Genomic DNA, 21,158 nt, shown 5'->3' with positions numbered 1-21,158 from the left:
GGCCGTGCATGCCGGCCCCGGATCAGTTGCGCTCGCGTACCCAGAACAGCGTGGCCCCTGCCACCGCAGCCGGCATCATCAGCACGTTCACCACCGGCACCATCAGCGCCAGGTAGGTGATGCCGCCAAAGCCCAGGCTCTGCCAGCGCTTCTGGCGCAGCCAGGCGAGCATGTCCTGCCAGCTCATCTTGTTGTTGTCCGCCGGGTAGTCGATGTACTGGATGGCCATCATCCACACACCGAAGATCAGCCACAGCGGTGCTGCGATCACGTTCACCACCGGGATGAACGAGAGGATGAACAGCGCGATGGCCCGTGGCAGGAAGTAGCCGAGCTTGCGCATTTCGCGGCCGAAGGTGCGTGGCACCATCGCCACCAGCTCGCCCCAGCTGAACGCCGGGAAGTTGTCCTCGCCACGTACCACCACCTCGACCTTTTCGGCCAGAAAACCATTGAAAGGCGCGGCGATGATGTTGGCCACCAGGGTAAAGGTGAAGAACACCATCAACACCAGCAAGGCGACGAAAAGCGGCCAGAGTATGTAGCTGAGGAAGCTCAGCCAGTCTGGCAGGGTTGGCATCAGGGCATCGAGCCAAAGGCCGAACTGGTGGCCGGCGAAGTAGATCATGCCGCCGAACAGCAGCAGGTTGATCGCCAACGGCAGCAGCACGAACAACCGCAGATTGGGGCTGAGCACCAGTTTCAGGCCTTCGCGCAGGTACTGGGGGCCAGAGAGGACAGGGGCTTGCATCGAGACGCTCCGCAGAGAAGGGAAAACGCGCTGACCTTACCGGCTTTGCCGCGCCGACGAAAGGCGGGCAGCGTATGGGAAACTGCCTGTAACAAAAGCACCATGGCCTTTTCCACAGGAGAAATTGACGTATAGAGGATGCCTATGAGGTGGATTGTCGAAGGATATTTCCTTAATCTCTGCCACCTCGCTACAGTGCGCTCAACTTTCAGGTTTTGGACCTGCGCGTTGTAGCCTTCCCCAAGTGCTGCGTGGGTCCTTTTTAATTTCCAGCTGGCGCAGCCGGTATACCGATGCCGGCCCCTGAGGCCCGCTCGACAGGAGTTCGACATGTCTGAAGTACGTCATTCGCGCGTCATCATCCTCGGTTCCGGCCCTGCCGGTTACAGCGCCGCGGTGTACGCCGCCCGCGCCAACCTCAAGCCGCTTTTGATCACCGGCATGCAGGCCGGTGGCCAACTGACCACCACCACCGAAGTCGACAACTGGCCGGGCGACCCCCATGGCCTGACTGGCCCGGCGCTGATGCAACGCATGCAGGAACACGCCGAGCGTTTCGAGACCGAGATCGTCTTCGACCACATCAACGCCGTCGATCTGGCCAACAAGCCCTTCACTCTGCAGGGTGACAGCGGCAAGTACACCTGCGACGCGCTGATCATCGCCACAGGCGCCAGCGCGCGTTACCTGGGCCTGCCGTCGGAAGAAACCTTCATGGGCAAGGGTGTGTCGGCCTGCGCTACCTGCGATGGCTTCTTCTATCGCAACAAGCCGGTGGCTGTGGTCGGCGGCGGCAACACTGCCGTCGAAGAGGCGCTGTACCTGGCCAACATCGCCAGCAAGGTAACCTTGGTGCACCGCCGCGAAACCTTCCGCGCCGAGAAAATCCTGGTCGACAAGCTCAACGCCCGTGTCGCCGAAGGCAAGATCGAGCTCAAGCTCAACGCTACGCTGGACGAAGTGCTGGGTGACAACATGGGCGTGACCGGTGCGCGCCTGAAGAACAACGATGGTAGCAGCGACGAAATCAAGGTCGACGGTGTGTTCATCGCCATCGGCCACACGCCGAACACCTCGCTGTTCGAAGGCCAGCTCACCCTGAAGGACGGCTACCTGGTAGTCAACGGCGGCCGTGAAGGCAACGCTACCGCTACCAATGTTGAAGGTGTGTTTGCCGCAGGCGACGTGGCTGACCACGTTTACCGCCAGGCGATCACCTCTGCCGGTGCCGGCTGCATGGCGGCACTGGATGTCGAGCGCTACCTGGACGGCCTGGCCAACGCCTCGTTCTGATCCGCAGCGCACAAAAAACCGGCCATCTGGCCGGTTTTTTTGTGTCTTGGGTTTTGTGCAGGTTTCGCCCCCTTCAGAGGCTCAGGCGCATCGACAGGTCGACGGCCTTCACATCCTTGGTCATCGCACCAATGGAGATGTAGTCCACGCCAGTCTCGGCAATCACCCGCAGGGTGCTTTCGGTCACCCCGCCACTGGCCTCGAGCTTGGCTTTGCCAGCGGTAATGCGCACTGCTTCGCCCATTTCGTCCAGGCTCAGCTCGTCGAGCATGATGATGTCGGCACCGGCGCTCAACGCTTGGCGTAGTTCATCCAGGCTCTCTACCTCGATTTCCACCGGCTTGCCCGGAGCAATGCGGTGGGCTGCCGCTACTGCTTCGGGCACACCGCCGCTGGCGGCAATATGGTTTTCCTTGATCAGGAAGGCATCGAACAGGCCGATGCGGTGGTTGTGGCAGCCGCCGCAGGTCACCGCATATTTTTGCGCCAAGCGCAGGCCGGGCAGGGTCTTGCGGGTGTCGAGCAGTTGCACCTGGGTGCCTTCGACCAGGTCGGCGAGCGCGCGCGCACGTGTAGCCACGCCCGACAGCATCTGCAGGAAGTTCAGCGCACTGCGCTCGCCGCTGAGCAGTGAACGTGCCGGGCCTTCGAGGTGGAACAGCACCTGGTTGGCCGTGGCGCGGTCACCATCGGCCACCTGCCAGTGCACCGCCACACGCGGGTCGAGTTGACGGAACACGGCATCGACCCAGGCGGTGCCGGCAATCACGCAATCTTCGCGGGTGATGATGGTGGCCTTGGCCAGGCGCTCGGCCGGAATCAGCTGCGCGGTGATGTCGCCGCTGCCGATGTCCTCCAGCAGCGCGCGGCGCACGTTGGCTTCGATCTCGGCGGTCAGGTCGGCAAGGCGTAGGTTCGGCATGGTCGGCTCCACAAGCTAGTTGCCGGCGATTATAGGGCAGGGGGGCTCTGTTTACAGCCGCCTTGCACCTGACCTTTGGTCAGGCCGAGTGAGCATTTGGCAAAAAATACAGTCATTTACCGGCGGGTGAAGAGGTGCTGGCAGGCATCGGCATTTTTACCGATAATGGCGCCCAGTATTTGGCGTCATAGCTTTGACGATTATCCATTTTTATCGAACACGTCGCCCAGCAAGGAGTTCGGGATGCATAAAGAAGGCAAGGTGGTGCCCCTGGCGGCCGCCATCGATCGAGGTGCGCGCACGCCCTTGCCTTGCCTGCCGATGCTGTTGCTGCAGGTGCGCGACAAGGCGGCCCTGCAATTGCGCCAAGGCTTGCAGGCCTTGTTCGACAACGCTGACGATACGCTCTTTGAAATGGCCGAGAAGGCTGCTGACCGTTTCGATCAGAACCTGTATTTCGAGGCCATGCGCGACTTGCGCCTCAAGCGCAAGAGCATCGAGCGCGGCTTTCTCGACACGTTCTACGAGAGGTTCGCCCGCATAGGCGAGGCCGAGCCACTGGGCTTCGTGGCCATTACCGATCACCCGAAAAACAAGGCGCAACAGGAGCGGGCAGCGACCGTAGAGGGTATGGTTGCGCGCGTTCTGTCGCGCGACGGAATTGCCCTGGAGCAGTTGAACCTGCGTTTGCAGGCGCTGCTCGAATGTACACTGGACCTGCAAAAAAGCCCCCTAGCGCCTGGCGCATTGTGTGGCTACTTCCTTGATGCCGGGCGTAACCTGGGTGTTGGCCTGCGGGTCAAACTGGTCCTGCTGAAGTTGTTCGAACGTTACGTGCTGCGTGATACCGACGTGCTCTATGGCGAAGCCAACCAGTTGCTGGCTGCTGCCGGCGTGCTGGCAGAGCTACCGCCTGCGCCGCGCCGGCGTGCCGAGGACTGTCGCCTGAGCTCGCGGCGGATGCCGGCCAGCCTGGGGCCTGACGAGGCCGCCGGCGCGGACAGTGCCGGCCAGGCTTTCTTCACCTCGGTGCAAGGGCTGCTGGCACCGGCCCGCGGCAGGATCGCGCCACGCTTGCAATCTATTGCCACAGCCCAGCCGATAAGCACCGCCGACCTGCTGCGCCTGCTCACGCATTTGCAGCACTATGTGCCGGCCACCTTCGATGAAGACGATTTCGACCTTGGCCAGCAGCTCGAACAGTTGCTGTTGCGGGTCAGCGTGCGTAGTGGCACCCGCCGGCGTATTGCCACGGCCGACATAGACATGATCAACCTGATCGGCCTGCTGTTCGACTACATCCAGGCCGATGACAACCTGCCGCACAGCCTGCGGGCGCTGATTGCCCGCCTGCACATCCCGTTGCTCAAGGTGGCATTGCTCGACAAAGGGCTGTTCAGCCGCGCCAGCCATCCTGCCCGGCGCTTGCTCAATGAGATCGCTGCCGCCTCGATCGGCTGGGAGACTGGTAGCGAAGGCCTGCGTGACAGCCTGCACCTGCGGGTAGGGCGCATCGTCCAGCGTTTGCTCAACGACTTCACCGAGGACTCGGCCCTGTTCGCCGAACTGCTGGAGGACTTCATGGCCTTCAGCCAGGATGAACGGCGGCGCAACGAACTGCTCGAGCAACGCACCCGCGATGCCGAAGAAGGGCGTGCGCGGGCCGTGCAGGCGCGCCAGCAGGTGCAACAGGTACTCAACCAGCGCTTGCGCGGTCGGGTGCTGCCTCAAGCGGTCGTGCAGATGCTGGTGCAAGCCTGGAGCCAGGTGCTGCTGCTGGCATGGCTCAAACAGGGTGAGGGCTCTTCGGCGTGGATCAACGCCCTTGCGACCATGGACACGCTGCTAGCCAGCATCATCCCCCGGCGGGATCCGCAGGCCCTGCTGCAGCAAGTGCCCGGCCTGCTCAAGGCATTGCGCGAGGGTTTGGCCGGCGTGGCGCTGGACTCGCAGGCGACTCGCGACTTTTTCCAGCAACTCGAGTTACTGCATCTGCGTGCCTGCGCAGGGGGCGAGCTACCTCCTACTCCAGGCGATCAGGCTCTGGCCGAAGTGCTGGTGGGGGAGGACATCGTGCTGGCCATGGCCGAAGAGCCCGCTTGTGCGCCGCTGCACCAGCACGACGAGCAAGCCGCACAGCTACGTGCGGTACAGCGCCTGCGCATCGGCACCTGGATAGAAGTGCTCGACGATGACGAGCCGTTGCGCTGCAAACTGGTGGCGCGTATCGACAGCAGTGACCGCCTGGTATTCGCCAACCGCACCGGGATGAAGGTCCGCGAGTGGAACATGTTGGGCCTCGCCCAAGCACTGCGCCTTGGTGAGGTGCGGCTGCTGGATGATGGCCTGCTGTTCGAGCGGGCGCTGGAGACCGTGCTGGAAACCTTGCGCCAGCAGCAGGTTCATTGACCTGCTGCTGCAGATTCACATGCAAAGCGCGATACTGGCAGGGCATACTGCGCCTCTGTACCCAGCGTTCTTCAGGAACTGCCCCATGCAATTGGACCGTGCCACCGGCTGGTTCCACGGAAACGGAATCACCCACTGCCCTTCGCCGAACTTCAACGCGCGACCGGAGGGCGAATCGATTTCCCTGCTGGTGATCCATAACATCAGCCTGCCGCCGGCCTGCTTCGGCAGCGGCAAAGTCCAGCAATTCTTCCAGAACCGCCTGGACCCCAGCGAACATCCCTACTTTGCCAGCATCAGCCACCTGACGGTATCAGCACACCTGTTCGTGGAACGCGACGGTGCAGTGACCCAGTTCGTGTCGTTGCTCGACCGTGCCTGGCATGCTGGAGTGTCCTGTTTTGACGGGCGAGAAGGCTGTAACGACTTTTCCATCGGTATCGAGCTGGAAGGTACCGACGATCTACCCTACAGCGACGCCCAGTACAGTGTGCTGACGCAACTCACCCGGCAGATTCAGGCGGCCTGGCCCGCGATCGGCCTGGGCCGGATCCAGGGCCATAGCGACATTGCCCCGCAGCGCAAGACCGACCCCGGCCCGGCATTCGACTGGCAGCGTTACCGCACAGCCATGCAGGACAACGAGGACAAGGCATGAGTTTTCTGGTGTTGATACTGGCGTTGTGGGTCGAGAAGTTCTCCGCCCTGCGCCATCAGGTACAGCGCGATGGCTTCTTCCTGGGCGAGCTGGTGCGCCTGGAGCGCAGCAGGAGGGTGCATCCCTGGTGGAGCCTGGCCATCCTGGTGCTTGCACCCGTGGCAGTGCTGGTGTTGCTGCTGCACGTGCTCGACCCGGTGGCCTATGGTTTGCTGGCCCTGCCGGTGCACCTGCTGGTGCTGATCTACAGCCTCGGCCGTGGCGATGCCAAGGCCGCCCTTGGGCCGTTTCGCGATGCCTGGCGGCGCGGCGACGACCAGGCCGCGCTGCATGTGGCCGAGCGCGACCTGGGCCTGGTAGCTGATGAACCCCAGGCTTTGCTGGTGCGCGTGCAAGGCTACCTGTTGTGGCAGGCCTATCAGAGTTTCTTCGCCGTGATCTTCTGGTACTTCGTGCTCGGCCCCGGGGCGGCGCTGGCCTATCGCCTGCTGGCGCTGACAGGCGATAACAGTTGCCAACCTGCACTCAAGGCCCGGGCCGAGCAGCTGCGGCACATCATGGACTGGCTTCCGGTGCGCGTGTTGGCCCTGAGTTTCGCCCTCGTCGGCAATTTCGTCGCAGTGACCCGCGTGATGCTGCACGAACTGCTCAACTGGCACATCAGCGCCGGTCACCTGGTGGCCAGGGTCGGGCGGGTTGCCGATGACATTCCCGACCAAGAGGACAGCCAGCGCGGTCTGGCTAGGCTCGATAGCCTGTGGGAGCTGCTGCTGCGCTGTGCGGTGCTGTGGTATGCGGGCTTTGCGTTGTGGACGGTGCTGGTCTGAGCGCCGGTTAACCTTAAGTTACAAACCTCCGGTTCGATCTGCGCTATACAGGTGGCCTAGTGCTACCCCTCGCAGAACAACAAGAATTCAAGGAGGTGCCCCGTGAAGCGTCTGCTCTACCCGGCAATCGCACTGATGAACCGGCTGAGCTTCGGCCAGAAGTTCAGCCTCATCAGCGCCCTGTTCTTCCTGCCCATGCTCGCCACCAGCAGCTACCTGGTGCGCGACGCCTATCAGCAATTTCAGGCAACCCGTGCCCAAATGCAGGGTATTACCCCGCTTAGCGGCAGCTTGGCATTGCGCACCGACCTGGAAGCCCTCGGCAACCTCATGCAGATCAATGCCGTGCTCGGGCAGTCGGGCCAGGCCGGCGACCTGGAGTCGCGCATCGCTGCGTTGCAGGACAATATCCGGGCTCAGATGCAGGCCCTGCAGGGCCATGAGGCGGTTCCCCAGGCCAAGCTCGACGAGCTGGCTGACGCTTTTGCCAGCGCCCAGGCCGAAACGTCTTTGCAGGCCAAGGTCGCCCTGTTCGACAAGCTGCTGGCTCAAGCACAGGTGCTGAGCAAACTGGTGGCCAGCCAGTCCGGCCTGAGCCAGGACAGCCAGGTTTCGGTGCGTCAGTTGAGCGAACTGCTTGGCACTGCCACCGCCCAGGTGACCCTGGCCTTGGGCGAGGGCAGGACGATGGGTGCCATCGCGCTTGGCCGAGGGTTCATCGACTCGGCCGGCAGCGTCCGCTTCGAAGACCTGCTGCAGCGCCTGGAGCGTTTGGCGGCAGACTATGGCATGCGGGTGGATGAAGCCTTGGCCAGTGACCTTGGCGTCGCCACGGACATGATAGCCGCGGCGCAGGCCAGCAAAGCTTCCGTCAAACAAGCCGCCGCATTGTTCGAGGAACGTGTGGTGGTTGCTGAAACCCTGGATGCGCCTTGGCCCGCCTTCTATCAACAGGTGAGTGAGCTGATGGCTCACACTTACCAACTGAACGAGGAAGTCCTTGGGCATCTGCACCTGCAGTTGCAGGAGCGCCTTGGTCAGCAGCGCCTGCGCATGGTCGCCTTGGTGGCCGTGCTGACGGGCGTTTTCGCGCTGATCCTTTACCTTTACGGCGGCTTCTATGTCTCGACCCGCACGACGCTGCGCAAGCTGGGGGGCGCGATGGACAAGGTGGCGGCCGGTGACATGACGGTCAGTTTCAAGGCCCACAGCCGCGACGAACTGGGCGAACTGGCGCAGGGTTTCAGCGAAACCGTGCGCCGTATCCGTTGCCTGATCGAGCAGGTCGGCCACACCGTTGTGGCGGTCGAAGTGCAGGCGGGGCAGGTACTGGCGGTATCGGCACGCAGCAGCCAGTCAGTCAGCGGCCAGCGTGAACAGATCGAGCAGGTCGCCACGGCGATGAACCAGATGAGCGCCACTGCGCAGGAAGTTGCGCGCAGCGCTGCATTGGCTGCCGATGGTGCGCAGCAGGTCAACCACGAAAGTGCCAATGGGCGCACGTTGGTGCAAGAGCAGCAGGGCAGCATTGGCCGGCTGGCAGCCGAAATCGACCAGACCGTGTTGGCGATCAACCAGCTCGCTGATGACAGCCAGGCGATCAGCCAGGTTCTTGAGGTGATCCGCAGTATCGCCGAGCAGACCAACCTGTTGGCACTCAACGCTGCAATCGAGGCAGCCCGGGCCGGTGAGCAAGGGCGGGGGTTTGCCGTGGTCGCTGATGAAGTGCGCACCTTGGCCAAGCGTACCCAGGACTCCACTGCGCAGATAGCGCAGATGATCCAGCGTTTGCAGGACGGCGTCGGGGCAGCGGTTCGCGCCATGGGCAGTAGCCATCAGATGGCTGCGGGCACGGTCGAGGAGGCTCGCCAGGTGCAGCAGGCGCTGGGCAACATCCTTGGCGCGGTTGGCGGCATTGTCGAGCAGAACCAGCAGATAGCGGCGGCGGTAGAGCAGCAGACGGCGGTGGCCCATGACATCGACCAGAACATCGTGGCGATCAACCAGGCGGCACAGGACACCTCGCTGGGGGCTTGCCAGACCGAAGATGCCAGCCGGGCATTGTCGGAGCAGGTGGTGGAATTGAAACGGTTGATCGGGGCGTTCAGGGTTTAGCCAGTACTACCAGCCAAACAGCTCACAGGCATTCTTGCTGCTGGTCTCGGCCAACACTTGCACATCAATGCCGATTACCTCGGCCAATGCCCCGGCAATCTCCGGTAGATGCTCCGGGCTGTTTCGCTCACCGGCAAACATCGCCGGGGCCATGTCCGGGGCGTCAGTTTCCAGCACGATGCTTTCCAGCGGCAGGCGCGGCAGGGTCTTGCGCAAGCGCACTGCTTGAGGCCAGGTACCGGCACCACCCAGCCCAAGCCGGAAACCGAGCTTGATGTATTCGCGCGCCTCTTCATAGCTGCCCGCGAACGCGTGGATGATCCCGGCCCGCGCCGGCTTGTAGCGCTTGAGTGTGGCAATCACCTGGGCATGGCTGCGGCGCACGTGGAGCAGGGCGGGCAGTTCGAAGTCACAGGCCAGCTGCAATTGCCCTTCGAACAGCGATTGCTGGCGCGCCTTGTCCAGCGTTTCGACGTAGTAGTCCAGGCCGAACTCGCCCACGGCGCACAGCCGCGGATCGCCATGCAGGCGTTCAAGCCATTGGCGCAACTGCACCAGGTGCTCGGGGCGATGCTGCTCCAGGTAGATCGGATGCAGCCCAAGCGCTGCGCGCACGCGCTCATCGCTGCAGGCCAGGTCCCACACCCGCTGGAAATTGGCCTGATAAACCCCCAGCACTACCATGCGCTCCACCCCACGCCCTGCCGCATTAGCCATCAGGCGCGTGCGGTCGGCATCGAAGTCGGGGAAGTCAAGGTGGGTGTGAGTGTCGATCAGGCGCATGTTCAGGCCACAGTAATACGTTGCTTGAAGGTTCGGCCGATGGCATGCACGCCAGGTTCGTAACGCTTATCCTCGATGGCCGCCAGGGCCAGTTCCAGGGCGGTGGCGGCAATCAGGCCATGTTGCTGGGCCATGGCGTTGACCGGCAGGGGCAGAAAATCGAGCAACTGGTTGTCACCGAAGGTGCCCAGGTGCAGCAGGCGCGAATCGGCCGGGCGCGCCTGCAGGGTGTCGAACACGCCTTGCAGCAGCACGTAGGACGTCGTGACCAAGGCATCCGGCAGGCCGCCCAGCTCGTCGATCAACTGCTGCATCAAGCGCTGGCCGCATTCGCGGCTGAATGCCTCGCCTTGATAACGGCGCACGTCCCCGGCAAAACCCTGCATGGCTTCGTCGAAGCCGCCTGCGCGGGCCTGGCTGACCGACAGCTCCGGGCGCGCGCCGATCAGCGCGATGCTGCGCGGTGCCGTGGCCAGCAGGCTATCGGCCAACTGGCGGCTGGCATCGCGATCATCGCTGATGACCGAACAAAAATGTGCCGGGTTCAGGCGCCGGTCGATGGCGATCACCGGCAGGCCCTTGTCCTGCAGTTCACGGTAGCTGTCATCTTCGGGGGGCAGGCAACTGGCGACGAACAGGGCATCGCAACGCCGGGCCCGGAAAAGCTGCTGCAGTTGGCGCTCACTGTCGGGCCTATCATCGCTGCTGGCGATCAGCAGTTGATAGCCACGGGCGCGGGCGCCTTGCTCCAGCTGCTTGGCAATGCGCGCGTAGCTGGGGTTTTCCAGGTCCGGCAGAATGAAGCCCAAGGTGCGGGTATGCCGGCTGCGCAGGCCCGCAGCTTGGGGGTTGGGCGTGAAGCCGTGGGCCTCGACCACCGCACGCACCCGCTCGACGGTGCTGTTGCTGATGCGCTGCTGTTCGGCCTTGCCATTGATGACGTAGCTGGCAGTGGTCACGGACACACCAGCCAGACGGGCGATATCGCTGAGTTTCACCGAATTTTCCTTGTTATTACCGGGGCGGGCTATACAACCAGACCGGGCAGTTTGACCCGGGCTGGTCGCCACGCGCAGACGACCATTGTCGCAATTGTCCGACAGGATGGGGCTTTTTCCCTGGAAGATTATCGAGTAACGTGGCCGCTTGGTCAGATTAAACGTTTCAGCTATTAATTTTTCTGCCTTCCCTGCCGCTCGTGCAAGGCCGTTGACTGGCTGAATACGTGAATTTCACAACAATACCTCAGTACCCGGTGCAAAAGTGCGCGCAGGGGCTGCAAAAGGAGAAGGTCATGCTCGAGCTCGCCAAAGAGCAGATAGCCATGGGCCAGACGGCCGCCGACAAAGCCCAGGCCCTGCGCCTGCTGGCGGATCGGCTGGTCGCTGACGGCCTGGTCGCCGAAGGGTATCTGCAGGGCCTGCAGGCGCGCGAAGCGCAAGGTTCCACATTCCTTGGCCAAGGCATCGCCATCCCCCACGGCACGCCGCAGACCCGCGACCTGGTGTATGCCACTGGCGTGCGTGTGCTGCAGTTTCCTGAAGGCGTGGACTGGGGTGACGGCCAGATCGTCTACTTGGCCATCGGCATTGCCGCACGCTCCGACGAGCACCTGCGTTTGCTGCAGTTGCTGACCCGTGCCCTGGGCGAGACCGACCTGGCCGAAGCCCTGCGCCGTGCCAGTTCCGCAGAGGCGCTGCTCAAGCTGCTGCAGGGCGCACCCCAGGCGCTGGCGCTGGATGCGCAGCTGGTCAGCCTGAACCTGCCTGCCGAAGATTTCGACGAGTTGGCCTGGCGCGGTGCCCGCCTGTTGCAGCGTGCCGGGTGTGTCGACAATGGTTTTGCCGCGGTACTGCAGCAGGCCGAGCCCTTGCCTCTGGGCGAGGGGCTCTGGTGGCTGCACAGCGAGCGACAGGTACGTCAGCCAGGCTTGGCCTTCGTCACCCCGCAGCAGCCGCTGCGCTACCGCGACCAGCCACTCAATGGTCTGTTTTGTCTGGCCAGCCTCGGCGCTGCCCACCAGGCGCTGCTCGAGCGCCTGTGCGAGGTGCTGATCGAGGGGCGCGGGCAAACGCTTTACCAGGCCACCAGCAGCCGCGCGGTACTTGAGGTGCTCGGTGGTGAGACCGCTCCCGACTGGCCCAGCGCTCGTATCGTGCTGGCCAACCCACATGGCCTGCACGCGCGCCCGGCAAAAATCCTGGCGCAGCTGGCCAAGGGTTTCGAGGGCGAAATCCGCCTGCGTGTGCTGGACAGCGCGCAACCTGCGGTTTCGGTCAAGAGTTTGAGCAAGCTGCTCAGCCTTGGCGCGCGCCGTGGCCAGGAACTGGAGCTGCTGGCCGAGCCGTCTATTGCCGGTGATGCCTTGCCGGTACTGCTGGCGGCAATCGAGCAGGGCTTGGGTGAGGACGTTGAGCCATTGCCGAAAACTGCGGCCGCGGTGAGCCCAGCGCCCGTCGAGGTGTTGCAGGCGCCGGCTGCCGGTAGCCGTATCCAGGCCGTGGCTGCGGCCCCCGGCATTGCCAGTGGGCCCGCCCATGTCTGCGTCGAGCGTGACATCGATTATCCGCTGCGTGGCGAATCGCCAGCGCAGGAGCGGGTCAAGCTGGGCCGGGCACTGGATACAGTGAACGCCGAGTTGCAGGCCTTGGTGCAGCGCAGCGACAAGGCCGTCGGCGAGATCTTCGTCACCCATCAGGAAATGCTCGCCGACCCTGCACTGGCCGACGATGTAGAACTGCGTCTGGCCCAGGGTGAAAGCGCCGCCGCCGCGTGGATGGCCGTGATCGAAGCGGCGGCCCGCCAACAGGAGGCATTGCATGATGCGCTGCTCGCCGAGCGTGCTGCCGACCTGCGCGACATCGGCCGCCGGGTGTTGGCGCAGCTGTGCGGTGTGCAGACGCAGGCCGAGCCTGAGCAACCTTACGTGCTGGTGATGGGCGAGGTCGGCCCCTCTGATGTTGCCCGCCTGGACCCGGCGCGGGTCGCCGGTATCGTCACTGCCCATGGCGGCGCAACCGCGCACAGCGCGATCGTTGCGCGGGCCTTGGGCATCCCGGCCGTGGTCGGCGCGGGGGCGGCGATTCTGCTCCTTGAACCTGGTACGCCGCTGTTGCTCGATGGCCAGCGAGGCGTAGTCAGCGTCGCCCCGCCAGCTGATGAGTTGCAACGTGCGCTGGCCGAGCGTGACCTGCGCGAGCAGCGTCTGCAAGCAGCCTGGGCCAACCGTCATGAGCCAGCGGTAACCCGCGATGGCCATGCCGTCGAAGTATTCGCCAACATCGGCCAGAGCGGCGGCATCGACAAGGTGGTGGAGCAAGGCGCCGAAGGTGTCGGCCTGCTGCGCACCGAGCTGATCTTCATGGCCCACTCGCAGGCGCCGGATGTCGCCACCCAGGAAGCCGAATACCGCCGTGTGCTCGATGGGCTGGGCGGGCGGCCACTGGTCGTGCGCACCCTCGATGTGGGTGGGGACAAACCGTTGCCCTACTGGCCGATCGCAGCCGAAGAAAACCCGTTCCTCGGTGTGCGTGGCGTGCGCCTGACCTTGCAGCGCCCGCAGATCATGGAAGACCAGCTCCGAGCCCTGCTGCGCGCCGCTGATCAGCGCCCGTTGCGCATCATGTTCCCGATGGTCGGCCAGGTGCATGAGTGGCGGGAAGCGAGGGCGATGGTCGAGCGCCTGCGTGAAGAAATTCCGGTAGCCGACCTGCAACTGGGCATCATGGTCGAAGTGCCGTCCGCCGCCTTGCTGGCGCCACAACTGGCCCGCGAAGTGGACTTTTTCAGTATCGGCACCAATGACCTCACCCAGTACACCTTGGCCATCGACCGTGGCCACCCCAGCCTGTCGGCCCAGGCCGACGGCCTGCACCCGGCAGTGTTGAGCCTGATCGACATGACCGTGCGCGCTGCCCATGCCGAGGGCAAGTGGGTAGGGGTGTGCGGTGAACTGGCCGCGGACCCGCAGGCGGTGGCGGTGCTGCTGGGCCTGGACGTGGACGAGCTGAGCGTGGCCGCCCGCAGCGTTGCCGAAGTCAAGGCCCTGGTTCGCCAGGCCGATCATCAGACGGCCCGCGCCCTGGCGCGCGAGGCCCTGCAACAAGACAGCGCCGCAGCGGTTCGCGCGCTGGTGGAGCGTTACTGAATGGCCAAGATCCTTACCCTGACCCTGAACCCGGCGCTGGACATCACCGTAAGCCTCGACGCCCTGCGCCTCGGCCACGTCAACCGCGCCCAGGACCAGCACAGCCATGCCGCCGGCAAAGGGCTGAACGTGGCCCAGGTACTGGCCGACCTGGGGCACAGCGTGACCGTCGGTGGTTTCCTTGGCCAGGACAACCTGCAACCGTTCGAGGCGTTGATCGAATGGCGCGGCTTTGCCGATTGCTTCGTCCGTGTGCCGGGTGAGACGCGCAGCAACCTCAAACTGGTCGAGGCTGATGGCCGGGTGACCGACATCAATGGGCAAGGCCCGCAGGTCGATGAGGCCGCGTGTGAGGCCCTGATGCGCCTGCTTGAACAGGTCGCCCCCGGGCATGACGCCGTGGTGGTGGCTGGGAGCCTGCCACGCGGTATCAGCCCGGACTGGTTCGCCCGGTTGCTCGAACAGCTCAAAGGCCAAGGCCTGAGGGTTGCCCTCGACAGCAGCGGTGCGGCCCTGCGCGCAGGCCTGCAGAGCGCCCCCTGGCTGGTCAAGCCGAACACCGAAGAGCTGGGCGAAGTGCTTGGCCTTGACGTGAACAGCGCCGCCGAACAGCAGGCTGCCGCCCAACGACTGCTGGCCACGGGTGTCGAGCACGTGGTGGTGTCGGCGGGGGAGCAAGGCGTCAGCTGGTTTACAGCTGGCCACACGCTGCACGCCCAGCCGCCGCAGGTGCCGGTTGCCAGTACGGTGGGGGCGGGCGACTCGCTGGTGGCCGGCATGGTTCACGGCTTACTGCTGGCTGAAGCGCCTGCGCAAACCCTGCGCCGCGCCACGGCCATCGCCGCCCAGGCCGTGACCCAGGTCGGCTTCGGTATCCGTGACCGCGAGCAACTGGCGCGCCTGGAGGCCGCCGTGCAACTGACAGAACAACAAGAGGCTCGCCGATGAACATTGCCATTGTCACCGCCTGCCCCAACGGCCAGGTATCCAGCGTGCTGAGTGCGCGCCTGCTGGCCGCTGCCGCCCAGCGCCGCGGCTGGAAAACCTGCGTGGAAGTGCAGGATGCCGAACACCCCGACCGCCAGCTGAGCGCCGCGCAGATCGCTGATGCCGACTGGGTGCTGGTTGTCAGCACCGGGCCGGTTGACCTGGCCCGCTTCGCGGGCAAGCGTTTGTTCCAGAGCACACCGGCGCAAGCGCTGGCCGACCGTGAAGGTTTCCTCGACGAGGCGGCCGCAAATGCCCAGGTACAGGCCGATGCTCATCAAGCCGAACAGCCCCTGGCCACTGCTGGGGCCAAGCTCGTCGCGGTAACCGCCTGCCCGACTGGCGTGGCGCACACGTTCATGGCCGCCGAGGCCCTGCAGCAGGCAGCGCAACAGCTTGGCTATCAACTTACGGTAGAAACCCAAGGCTCGGTCGGCGCCCGTAACCCGTTGTCGGCCCAGGCCATTGCCGACGCCGACGTGGTGCTGCTGGCTGCCGATATCGAAGTGCCCACCGCCCGTTTTGCCGGCAAGCGTATCTACCGCTGTGGTACCGGCATTGCCCTCAAGCAGGCCCGCGCCACGCTGGACAAGGCCCTTGCCGAGGCCAAGGTGGAAAGCGCTGGTGACGCTGCAGCCGCTTCAAGTGCCGGCAAGGCCGAGAAAACCGGTGTTTATAAACACTTGCTGACAGGTGTTTCCTTCATGCTGCCGATGGTGGTGGCAGGCGGCTTGCTGATCGCCCTGTCGTTCGTCTTCGGCATCGAAGCCTACAAGGAACCGGGCACCCTGCCGGCTGCATTGATGCAGATCGGCGGCGAGGCCGCATTCAAACTGATGGTGCCGTTGCTGGCGGGGTACATTGCCTGGTCCATCGCCGACCGCCCGGGCCTGGCGCCCGGCATGATCGGCGGCCTGCTGGCCAGCACTCTGGGCGCCGGATTCATCGGCGGTATCGTTGCCGGCTTCCTCGCCGGTTACAGCGCCAAAGCCATCGCGCGCTGGGCACGCCTGCCGAGCAGCCTCGATGCGCTCAAACCGATCCTGATCATTCCGCTGCTGGCGAGCCTGTTCACAGGCCTGGTGATGATCTACGTGGTCGGCCAGCCGGTGGCCGCTATGCTCGAAGGCCTGACGCAGTTTCTCGACAGCATGGGCACCACCAACGCCATCCTCCTCGGGCTGCTGCTCGGCGGCATGATGTGCATCGACCTGGGCGGCCCGATCAACAAGGCGGCCTATGCCTTTTCGGTAGGGCTGCTGGCATCCTCGAGCTACGCGCCGATGGCGGCGACCATGGCAGCGGGTATGGTGCCGCCGATCGGCCTTGGTATCGCCACGTTCCTGGCCCGTCGCAAGTTCGCCCAGAGCGAGCGCGAGGCTGGCAAGGCCGCTCTGGTGCTGGGTTTGTGCTTCATTTCCGAAGGCGCCATCCCGTTCGCCGCCAAAGACCCGCTGCGGGTCATCCCGGCAAGTATCGCTGGCGGCGCCTTGACCGGCGCGCTGTCGATGTACTTCGGTTGCAAGCTGATGGCGCCCCATGGCGGGCTGTTCGTGCTGCTGATTCCCAATGCGATCAACCATGCGCTGCTGTACCTGCTGGCCATTGTCGCGGGTAGCCTGCTGACAGCGGTGGTGTATGCGCTGATCAAGAAGAGCGAGCGTGTGGAAATGGTCGTGGCGCCGGCCAAGGGCTAGGACGTTCGATCATCCTGCTCTGGTCGCTGGCAAGTCGGCTCCCCCAGGTACGCCACTGCTCTCAAGGCCAAGGGTGTACCTGTGGAGCCGGCGGTAGTCCGCAACCGGCTCAGCGCCGATGCTTTTGCCGCAACGGCACCAGCAGATCCCCCAGGCCGTTGTGATCGACCTCGTGCATCAACGCCAGCAACCCACCCAGCTCACCCGCCGGAAACCCCTTGCGCGCAAACCATGCCAGGTAGTCACCCGGCAGGTCGGCAATTATCCGGCCTTGGTATTTGCCGAAGGGCATGGTGCGGATTACCAGCAGTTCAAGGGTTTCCGGTTTCATCGGCAGTGCCTGGCAGTGGAAGTGCGCCGACCATACTGCAATCTGCACGAGCGCCCAAGCGGCAATCATGCATAACGCCGTTTTTCAGTGTTTTATACTTGCCTATAACTTCTTGTTTTTTAAGTGTTTTTACTTATTGCGCGGCTTGGCACGAAGGCTGCTCCTGTTTACATGACTATTACCTGCCAAGGAGTTTCAGCCATGAGCGACCTCAACAAAGACGTAATCGACGTGCTCAACAACCTGATCGAGTACAGCAAGGACGGCGAGAAAGGGTTCAAGGAGTCGGCCGACGATGTGAAAAACCCGGAGCTCAAAGCGTTCTTCGTCCAGCGCGCTGGCGAATGCGCCAATGCAGCAGGCGAACTGCAGAGTGAAGTGCGTCGCCTGGGCGGCGACCCGGAAACATCCACCAGCATCAGCGGCGACCTGCACCGCGGCTGGGTAAACCTCAAGTCGATGGTTACCGGTAAGGATGAAGAGGCTGTGCTCAACGAAGTAGAACGCGGCGAAGACCATGCCCTCAAAGCCTACAAGGAAGCGCGTGAGAAGCTGGTCAAGCTGGGTCGCTCCGTCAGCGATTCGAGCTATATGCTCGTGGAAAAGCAGCTGCAGGGCGTACAGCGTAACCACGACCAGGTGAAGGCACTGCGCAACGCCGCACGCGCCCGCTCCTAATCCGCAGGGCCCTCTACCCGGTTTCGGCCCTTGGCCTTGGCCCGGTAGAGCGCCTCGTCCGCGGCACCCAGCATGGTCGTCAGGTCTTGTTGGGTGCCGGGGGTGTGGACGCTGATGCCGATACTCACCGTCACCGCGTGTGCATCATCGGCAAAAGGTGCCAATGCCTCGACTCGGGTGCGGATCCTCTCTGCCAACAAGCGGGCGCCGGCCAGTTCGGTTTCCGGCAAAACCACCTGAAATTCCTCACCCCCATAACGCGCCGCCAGGTCCGCCGGGCGTCGTATGCACTGTTCGATCGTCTTGGCCACTTCACGTAAGGCGTGATCTCCTCCAGCGTGCCCATGGCGCTGGTTGAAGGCCTTGAAGTGATCCACATCCACCATCAGCACGGCCAACGGTTTACGGTTGCGCTGGGCGCGCGCCCATTCCTGGCGTAACACCTGATCCAGCCGGCGACGGTTGGCCAGGCCCGTCAGGCTATCCGTTGCTGCCAGCGTGGCCAGACCCTGCTCGGCCTCATGCCTGCGGCGCAATTCGCGGCCCAGCAGCAGGGTGAGCCAGAGAATGCCAATGCACAGCACGCCTGTGGCGATACTGACCACCAACGCCGTGCGGCGCCATGACTGGAACACCTCATCGCTTGAGTGCACCACCAGTATGATCAACGGCAGGTCGGCGACCCGGGCGAAGGTGTACATGCGCTGGGTGCCATAGATGCTGGAGCGGGCTGTGAAGCTACCGCTGCGCTCGCCCAGGATGCGTTTGAAGTTGGGGCGGTCGGCAAAGCTGGTGCCGATCAACGGGTCCTGGTCGCGGCGCGGCTGGCGGGCGAGCAACTGGCCGTCGACGTTGAGCAGGTTGATGCTGCTTTCATGGCCGATATCAAGGCGCTGGAACAGTTCGCTGAAATAGGAGAGGCGCAGGGCACCGGCGGCCAGCCCGGCAAAGCTGCCATCGGCTGCGGAGATGCGCCGGCTGAAACTGATGCACCAGTCAAGGTCGCCGAGCCGTGCCTTGAAAGGCGGGCTGATCAACAAGCCCAGGCCAGGGTCGCGGCGATGGGCCCGGAAGTCGAAGGTGTCGGCGAAATTGGCCTGGCGCGGGGTGACGCTGGTGGAGTCGCCCACGACGTCGCCATTGGCATTGAGCCAGAGAATATCGCCGCGCACCGGGGCCGCGAACGTCTGGTTGAAGAGGATCTGTTGGCGCAGGTTGGGCGCGACCTGCAGCAGTTCGGGATGCTGCACCGCCCAGATCAGCCCGCGCAATGATTGGTCGTAAAGTTCGACATTGCGTAGGATGTCGCTTTCTATCAGCTGGACGATATTGCTGGAGGAGCGGATGGCCGATTGCTCGACACTCTCGCGCTCGCGCCCCAACAGGTAACTGACGATGCCCACGATAGCGAGCACGGCGATGCAACTGCCCAGATTGAGGATCAGCTCGGGGTGCGACCTGTAGAGTGCGAGACGCGGTAATCGAGTGGGCATGCGCGCTACTGCTGAGGCAGGGCCGGTTGCGGCGGGCGACATTCTAGGGAAGTGGTGATTGTCGGACAAGATTTGTCCGACGGAATCGTGCATTGGGCTGCTACGCAGCCCATCGCCGGCAAGCCAGCTCCTACCGAGACCGCGCAATTCTTGAGGTCTGCGCTTTCCCTGTGGGAGCCGGCTTGCCGGCGACGGGCCGCAAAGCGGCCCCCTCCTACCGGTCTGCACACACCGTGTGGGGCTGACTTGCGGTCTCAGGTCAGAACACGTTCAACGGATAATCGACGATCACCCGCAGTTCGTCGTTATCGCTGTTGCTGTCGATCGACGCATAGCCCTGGCCGCCGCGGTGTACGGCATAACGCACCAGCACCGACAGGTCTTTGAAGTCGCCTTGCTGGAACACGTATTTCACGTCCAGGTCACGTTCCCAGTGCTGAGCGTTCTTGCCGTCGGCGCGGTAGTAGTCGTAGTGGGTGTTGCCCTGGTCAGCCTTGGTCAGGTCCGCCTCGCCACGCGAGTACGACACGGTGGTGGTCAGCCCTGGCATGCCGAGCCCGGCGAAGTCATAGCCGTACTGCAGCTTCCACGAACGCTCGTTGGGCGCGTTGAAGTCCGAGTACATGCGCGAGTTGTCCAGGTACACGCTGTCGCCCAGGTTGATGTAGTCGAACGGCGTGTCGCCATTGACCCGCTGGTAGGCGGCAGTAACGCTGTGATAGCCGGCATTGACGGTGAAGTGCACGCTGTAGGTATTGTTGTCGATCTTGCCCAGCAGCGCCTGGCCGGTGTCTTGGGTGTGGTAGAAGTGCACGCCCGGGTTGAGGCTGACCAGGTCGTTGACCACGTAGGTGTAGTCGAAATCAGCGTAGTACTGGTTCCAGATATCCTTCAGCTCGGCGGCGTAAAGGTTGGCAGTGATGTTCTCGGTGCCGCTCCACGACGCACCAGCCCAGTTCAGATGCTTGCTTTTGTCGTGCTCATCCAGCGAGCCGTAGTAGGTGTCGATACGGCGGTGGCCGCTCTGGTTGTACGGCTTGGTGAAGCTGACCTGGCCACCTTCGAGCAGCAGGCCGTCGATGCTGGTATTGGTCAGGCTGACGCCACGGAAGGTCTGCGGCAGCATGCGGGTTTCGCCGCCGGCGATCACCGGGTTGGTAAGGAACAGGTCACCGGCCTTGAGTTCGGTGTCGAAGGCCTTGAGCTTGACCGCCGCGCCTGCGGTGGAGAACGAGTGCGGGGCGGCGCCCAGTTCGCCGTTGTCCTTCACGTGTTCGGGCAGGATGCTGGTGCCGGCATGGCCGCCACCGCCATCGAGCTTCAAGCCCAGCATGGCGTGCGCATCGAGGCCAAAGCCGATTACGCCTGGCGTGTAGCCCGACTCGAAGCGGGCAACCGCGCCTTGGCCCCACTCGCGGGTGTCGCGCACGCCGCTGTTGTGGTTGTCGCGGTTGAAGTAGGCGTTACGAAAATGCAGGTTGAAGGACGAGCCTTCGATGAAGCCATCAGCCTTGTCTTCATCTGCCTGGGCGGCGAAAGGCATCGTTGCGGTCAATGCAATGAACAGCGGGGTAACACGAAACGCGGAAGGCACCGGTACTAGCTCCTTTGGTCTGACGGTGGGGCAGTTTTTATTTTTGAATGTGCAACTTTCTTGTTAGAGAAATAACGGCCGGGCTGATCGTCAAAGCACATAAAAAAAGCCGCTGATCGGCAGCGGCTTTAAAAGGCTAACATATCGGCACCGGCGGTGCCCATGGTGTAGCCGGGGGGAAACGGGAGCGGCATCGTTGCGCGATCAGCTCTCGGCATTGGCGTCGATGGAAACCTTGGAAGCTGTCTGTTTTGCATCTTTGCCTGCGTCGGCCTTGTGCGCTACGGCCTCGCGGGCTTCCTGGTGAACAGCAGCAAGCTCTGCATTACGGGCGACGAAAGCCGGGGATTCTTCGGCCATGGCCAGGGGCGACAACAACAGGGAAGACAGAACGAAAACGCTGGCAATACCCATACTGTTGGACATGTTGAAACTACCTTCTTGCGGTGCAAGTGCTAATGGAGACAGGGCTA

At 63.5% G+C, this 21,158-nt stretch carries 17 protein-coding genes; 9 read left to right on the top strand and 8 right to left on the bottom strand.

What is annotated here, in order from left to right; all coding sequences use genetic code 11:
- Nucleotides 1-22 precede the first annotated feature (22 nt).
- Nucleotides 23-751: a sulfate transporter CysZ gene (cysZ, locus tag ACW4TB_RS12950; RefSeq protein WP_012316215.1), complete on the bottom strand. Its 729-nt coding sequence runs from the start codon at nucleotides 749-751 to the stop codon at nucleotides 23-25.
- 330 nt (nucleotides 752-1,081) lie between these two features.
- Here cysZ and trxB point away from each other — a divergent pair, with 330 nt between their 5' ends.
- Entirely contained in the window at nucleotides 1,082-2,044 is a 963-nt protein-coding gene (gene trxB, locus ACW4TB_RS12945) for a thioredoxin-disulfide reductase (protein ID WP_003247318.1), read from the top strand.
- A gap of 73 nt (nucleotides 2,045-2,117) precedes the next feature.
- Here trxB and nadC read toward each other — a convergent pair whose 3' ends face one another.
- The gene (gene nadC / locus ACW4TB_RS12940) at nucleotides 2,118-2,966 is read right to left on the bottom strand and encodes a carboxylating nicotinate-nucleotide diphosphorylase (RefSeq protein WP_204918865.1); all 849 of its coding nucleotides are present in this window, start codon (nucleotides 2,964-2,966) and stop codon (nucleotides 2,118-2,120) included.
- A 243-nt stretch (nucleotides 2,967-3,209) separates the two neighbouring features.
- On the opposite strand from nadC, the gene ACW4TB_RS12935 reads away from it, so the two are divergent.
- The 4 genes from ACW4TB_RS12935 (at nucleotide 3,210) to ACW4TB_RS12920 (ending at nucleotide 8,975) form a co-directional block, all read left to right on the top strand.
- The gene (locus ACW4TB_RS12935) at nucleotides 3,210-5,375 is read left to right on the top strand and encodes a DUF1631 domain-containing protein (protein WP_279930564.1); all 2,166 of its coding nucleotides are present in this window, start codon (nucleotides 3,210-3,212) and stop codon (nucleotides 5,373-5,375) included.
- A gap of 91 nt (nucleotides 5,376-5,466) precedes the next feature.
- Nucleotides 5,467-6,033, top strand: a complete 567-nt coding sequence (gene ampD, locus ACW4TB_RS12930; protein ID WP_455842995.1) for a 1,6-anhydro-N-acetylmuramyl-L-alanine amidase AmpD — start codon at nucleotides 5,467-5,469, stop codon at nucleotides 6,031-6,033.
- Nucleotides 6,030-6,860 carry a regulatory signaling modulator protein AmpE gene (gene ampE / locus ACW4TB_RS12925; protein WP_279930567.1) on the top strand — a complete coding sequence of 277 codons (831 nt, stop codon included), beginning with the start codon at nucleotides 6,030-6,032 and terminating at the stop codon, nucleotides 6,858-6,860. Before ampD ends, ampE begins: the two co-directional genes overlap by 4 nt.
- Nucleotides 6,861-6,962: 102 nt before the next feature.
- Complete coding sequence (locus ACW4TB_RS12920) at nucleotides 6,963-8,975, top strand: methyl-accepting chemotaxis protein (RefSeq protein WP_279930569.1); 2,013 nt, start codon at nucleotides 6,963-6,965, stop codon at nucleotides 8,973-8,975.
- Nucleotides 8,976-8,981: 6 nt separating this feature from the next.
- Here ACW4TB_RS12920 and ACW4TB_RS12915 read toward each other — a convergent pair whose 3' ends face one another.
- Together ACW4TB_RS12915 and cra are read right to left on the bottom strand one after the other, a co-directional pair.
- Entirely contained in the window at nucleotides 8,982-9,758 is a 777-nt protein-coding gene (locus ACW4TB_RS12915) for a TatD family hydrolase (protein ID WP_254466494.1), read from the bottom strand.
- A 2-nt stretch (nucleotides 9,759-9,760) separates the two neighbouring features.
- Nucleotides 9,761-10,756: a catabolite repressor/activator gene (gene cra / locus ACW4TB_RS12910; protein ID WP_012316208.1), complete on the bottom strand. Its 996-nt coding sequence runs from the start codon at nucleotides 10,754-10,756 to the stop codon at nucleotides 9,761-9,763.
- 296 nt (nucleotides 10,757-11,052) lie between these two features.
- Here cra and ptsP point away from each other — a divergent pair, with 296 nt between their 5' ends.
- From ptsP to ACW4TB_RS12895, 3 genes are read left to right on the top strand one after another with little or no spacing between them, the layout of a single operon-like run.
- Complete coding sequence (ptsP, locus tag ACW4TB_RS12905; protein WP_279930572.1) at nucleotides 11,053-13,905, top strand: phosphoenolpyruvate--protein phosphotransferase; 2,853 nt, start codon at nucleotides 11,053-11,055, stop codon at nucleotides 13,903-13,905.
- Complete coding sequence (pfkB, locus tag ACW4TB_RS12900) at nucleotides 13,906-14,853, top strand: 1-phosphofructokinase (RefSeq protein ID WP_279930575.1); 948 nt, start codon at nucleotides 13,906-13,908, stop codon at nucleotides 14,851-14,853. It abuts the gene before it with no gap.
- Nucleotides 14,850-16,589, top strand: a complete 1,740-nt coding sequence (locus tag ACW4TB_RS12895) for a PTS fructose-like transporter subunit IIB (RefSeq protein WP_279930577.1) — start codon at nucleotides 14,850-14,852, stop codon at nucleotides 16,587-16,589. The genes pfkB and ACW4TB_RS12895 overlap by 4 nt, the downstream gene beginning before the upstream one ends.
- 109 nt (nucleotides 16,590-16,698) lie before the next feature.
- On the opposite strand, the gene ACW4TB_RS12890 is transcribed toward ACW4TB_RS12895, so the two are convergent.
- Entirely contained in the window at nucleotides 16,699-16,989 is a 291-nt protein-coding gene (locus ACW4TB_RS12890) for a DUF3820 family protein (RefSeq protein ID WP_455842990.1), read from the bottom strand.
- A 132-nt stretch (nucleotides 16,990-17,121) separates the two neighbouring features.
- Between ACW4TB_RS12890 and ACW4TB_RS12885 the strand changes: the two genes are divergently transcribed.
- Nucleotides 17,122-17,598, top strand: coding sequence for a ferritin-like domain-containing protein (locus tag ACW4TB_RS12885; RefSeq protein WP_012316203.1), 477 nt, complete (start codon nucleotides 17,122-17,124; stop codon nucleotides 17,596-17,598).
- Here the strand turns inward: ACW4TB_RS12885 and ACW4TB_RS12880 are convergent.
- From ACW4TB_RS12880 to ACW4TB_RS12870, 3 genes are all read right to left on the bottom strand, one after another.
- Entirely contained in the window at nucleotides 17,595-19,091 is a 1,497-nt protein-coding gene (locus tag ACW4TB_RS12880) for a GGDEF domain-containing protein (protein ID WP_254466491.1), read from the bottom strand. The genes ACW4TB_RS12885 and ACW4TB_RS12880 overlap by 4 nt on opposite strands.
- Nucleotides 19,092-19,350: 259 nt before the next feature.
- Nucleotides 19,351-20,685, bottom strand: coding sequence for an OprD family porin (locus ACW4TB_RS12875; RefSeq protein ID WP_012316201.1), 1,335 nt, complete (start codon nucleotides 20,683-20,685; stop codon nucleotides 19,351-19,353).
- A 204-nt stretch (nucleotides 20,686-20,889) separates the two neighbouring features.
- Nucleotides 20,890-21,111, bottom strand: coding sequence for a hypothetical protein (locus tag ACW4TB_RS12870; RefSeq protein WP_012316200.1), 222 nt, complete (start codon nucleotides 21,109-21,111; stop codon nucleotides 20,890-20,892).
- Between the last annotated feature and the right edge of the window lie 47 nt (nucleotides 21,112-21,158).

The sequence above is a fragment of the Lelliottia jeotgali genome, from assembly GCF_977070485.1.
This window is presented reverse-complemented; position numbering and strand designations above follow the sequence as displayed.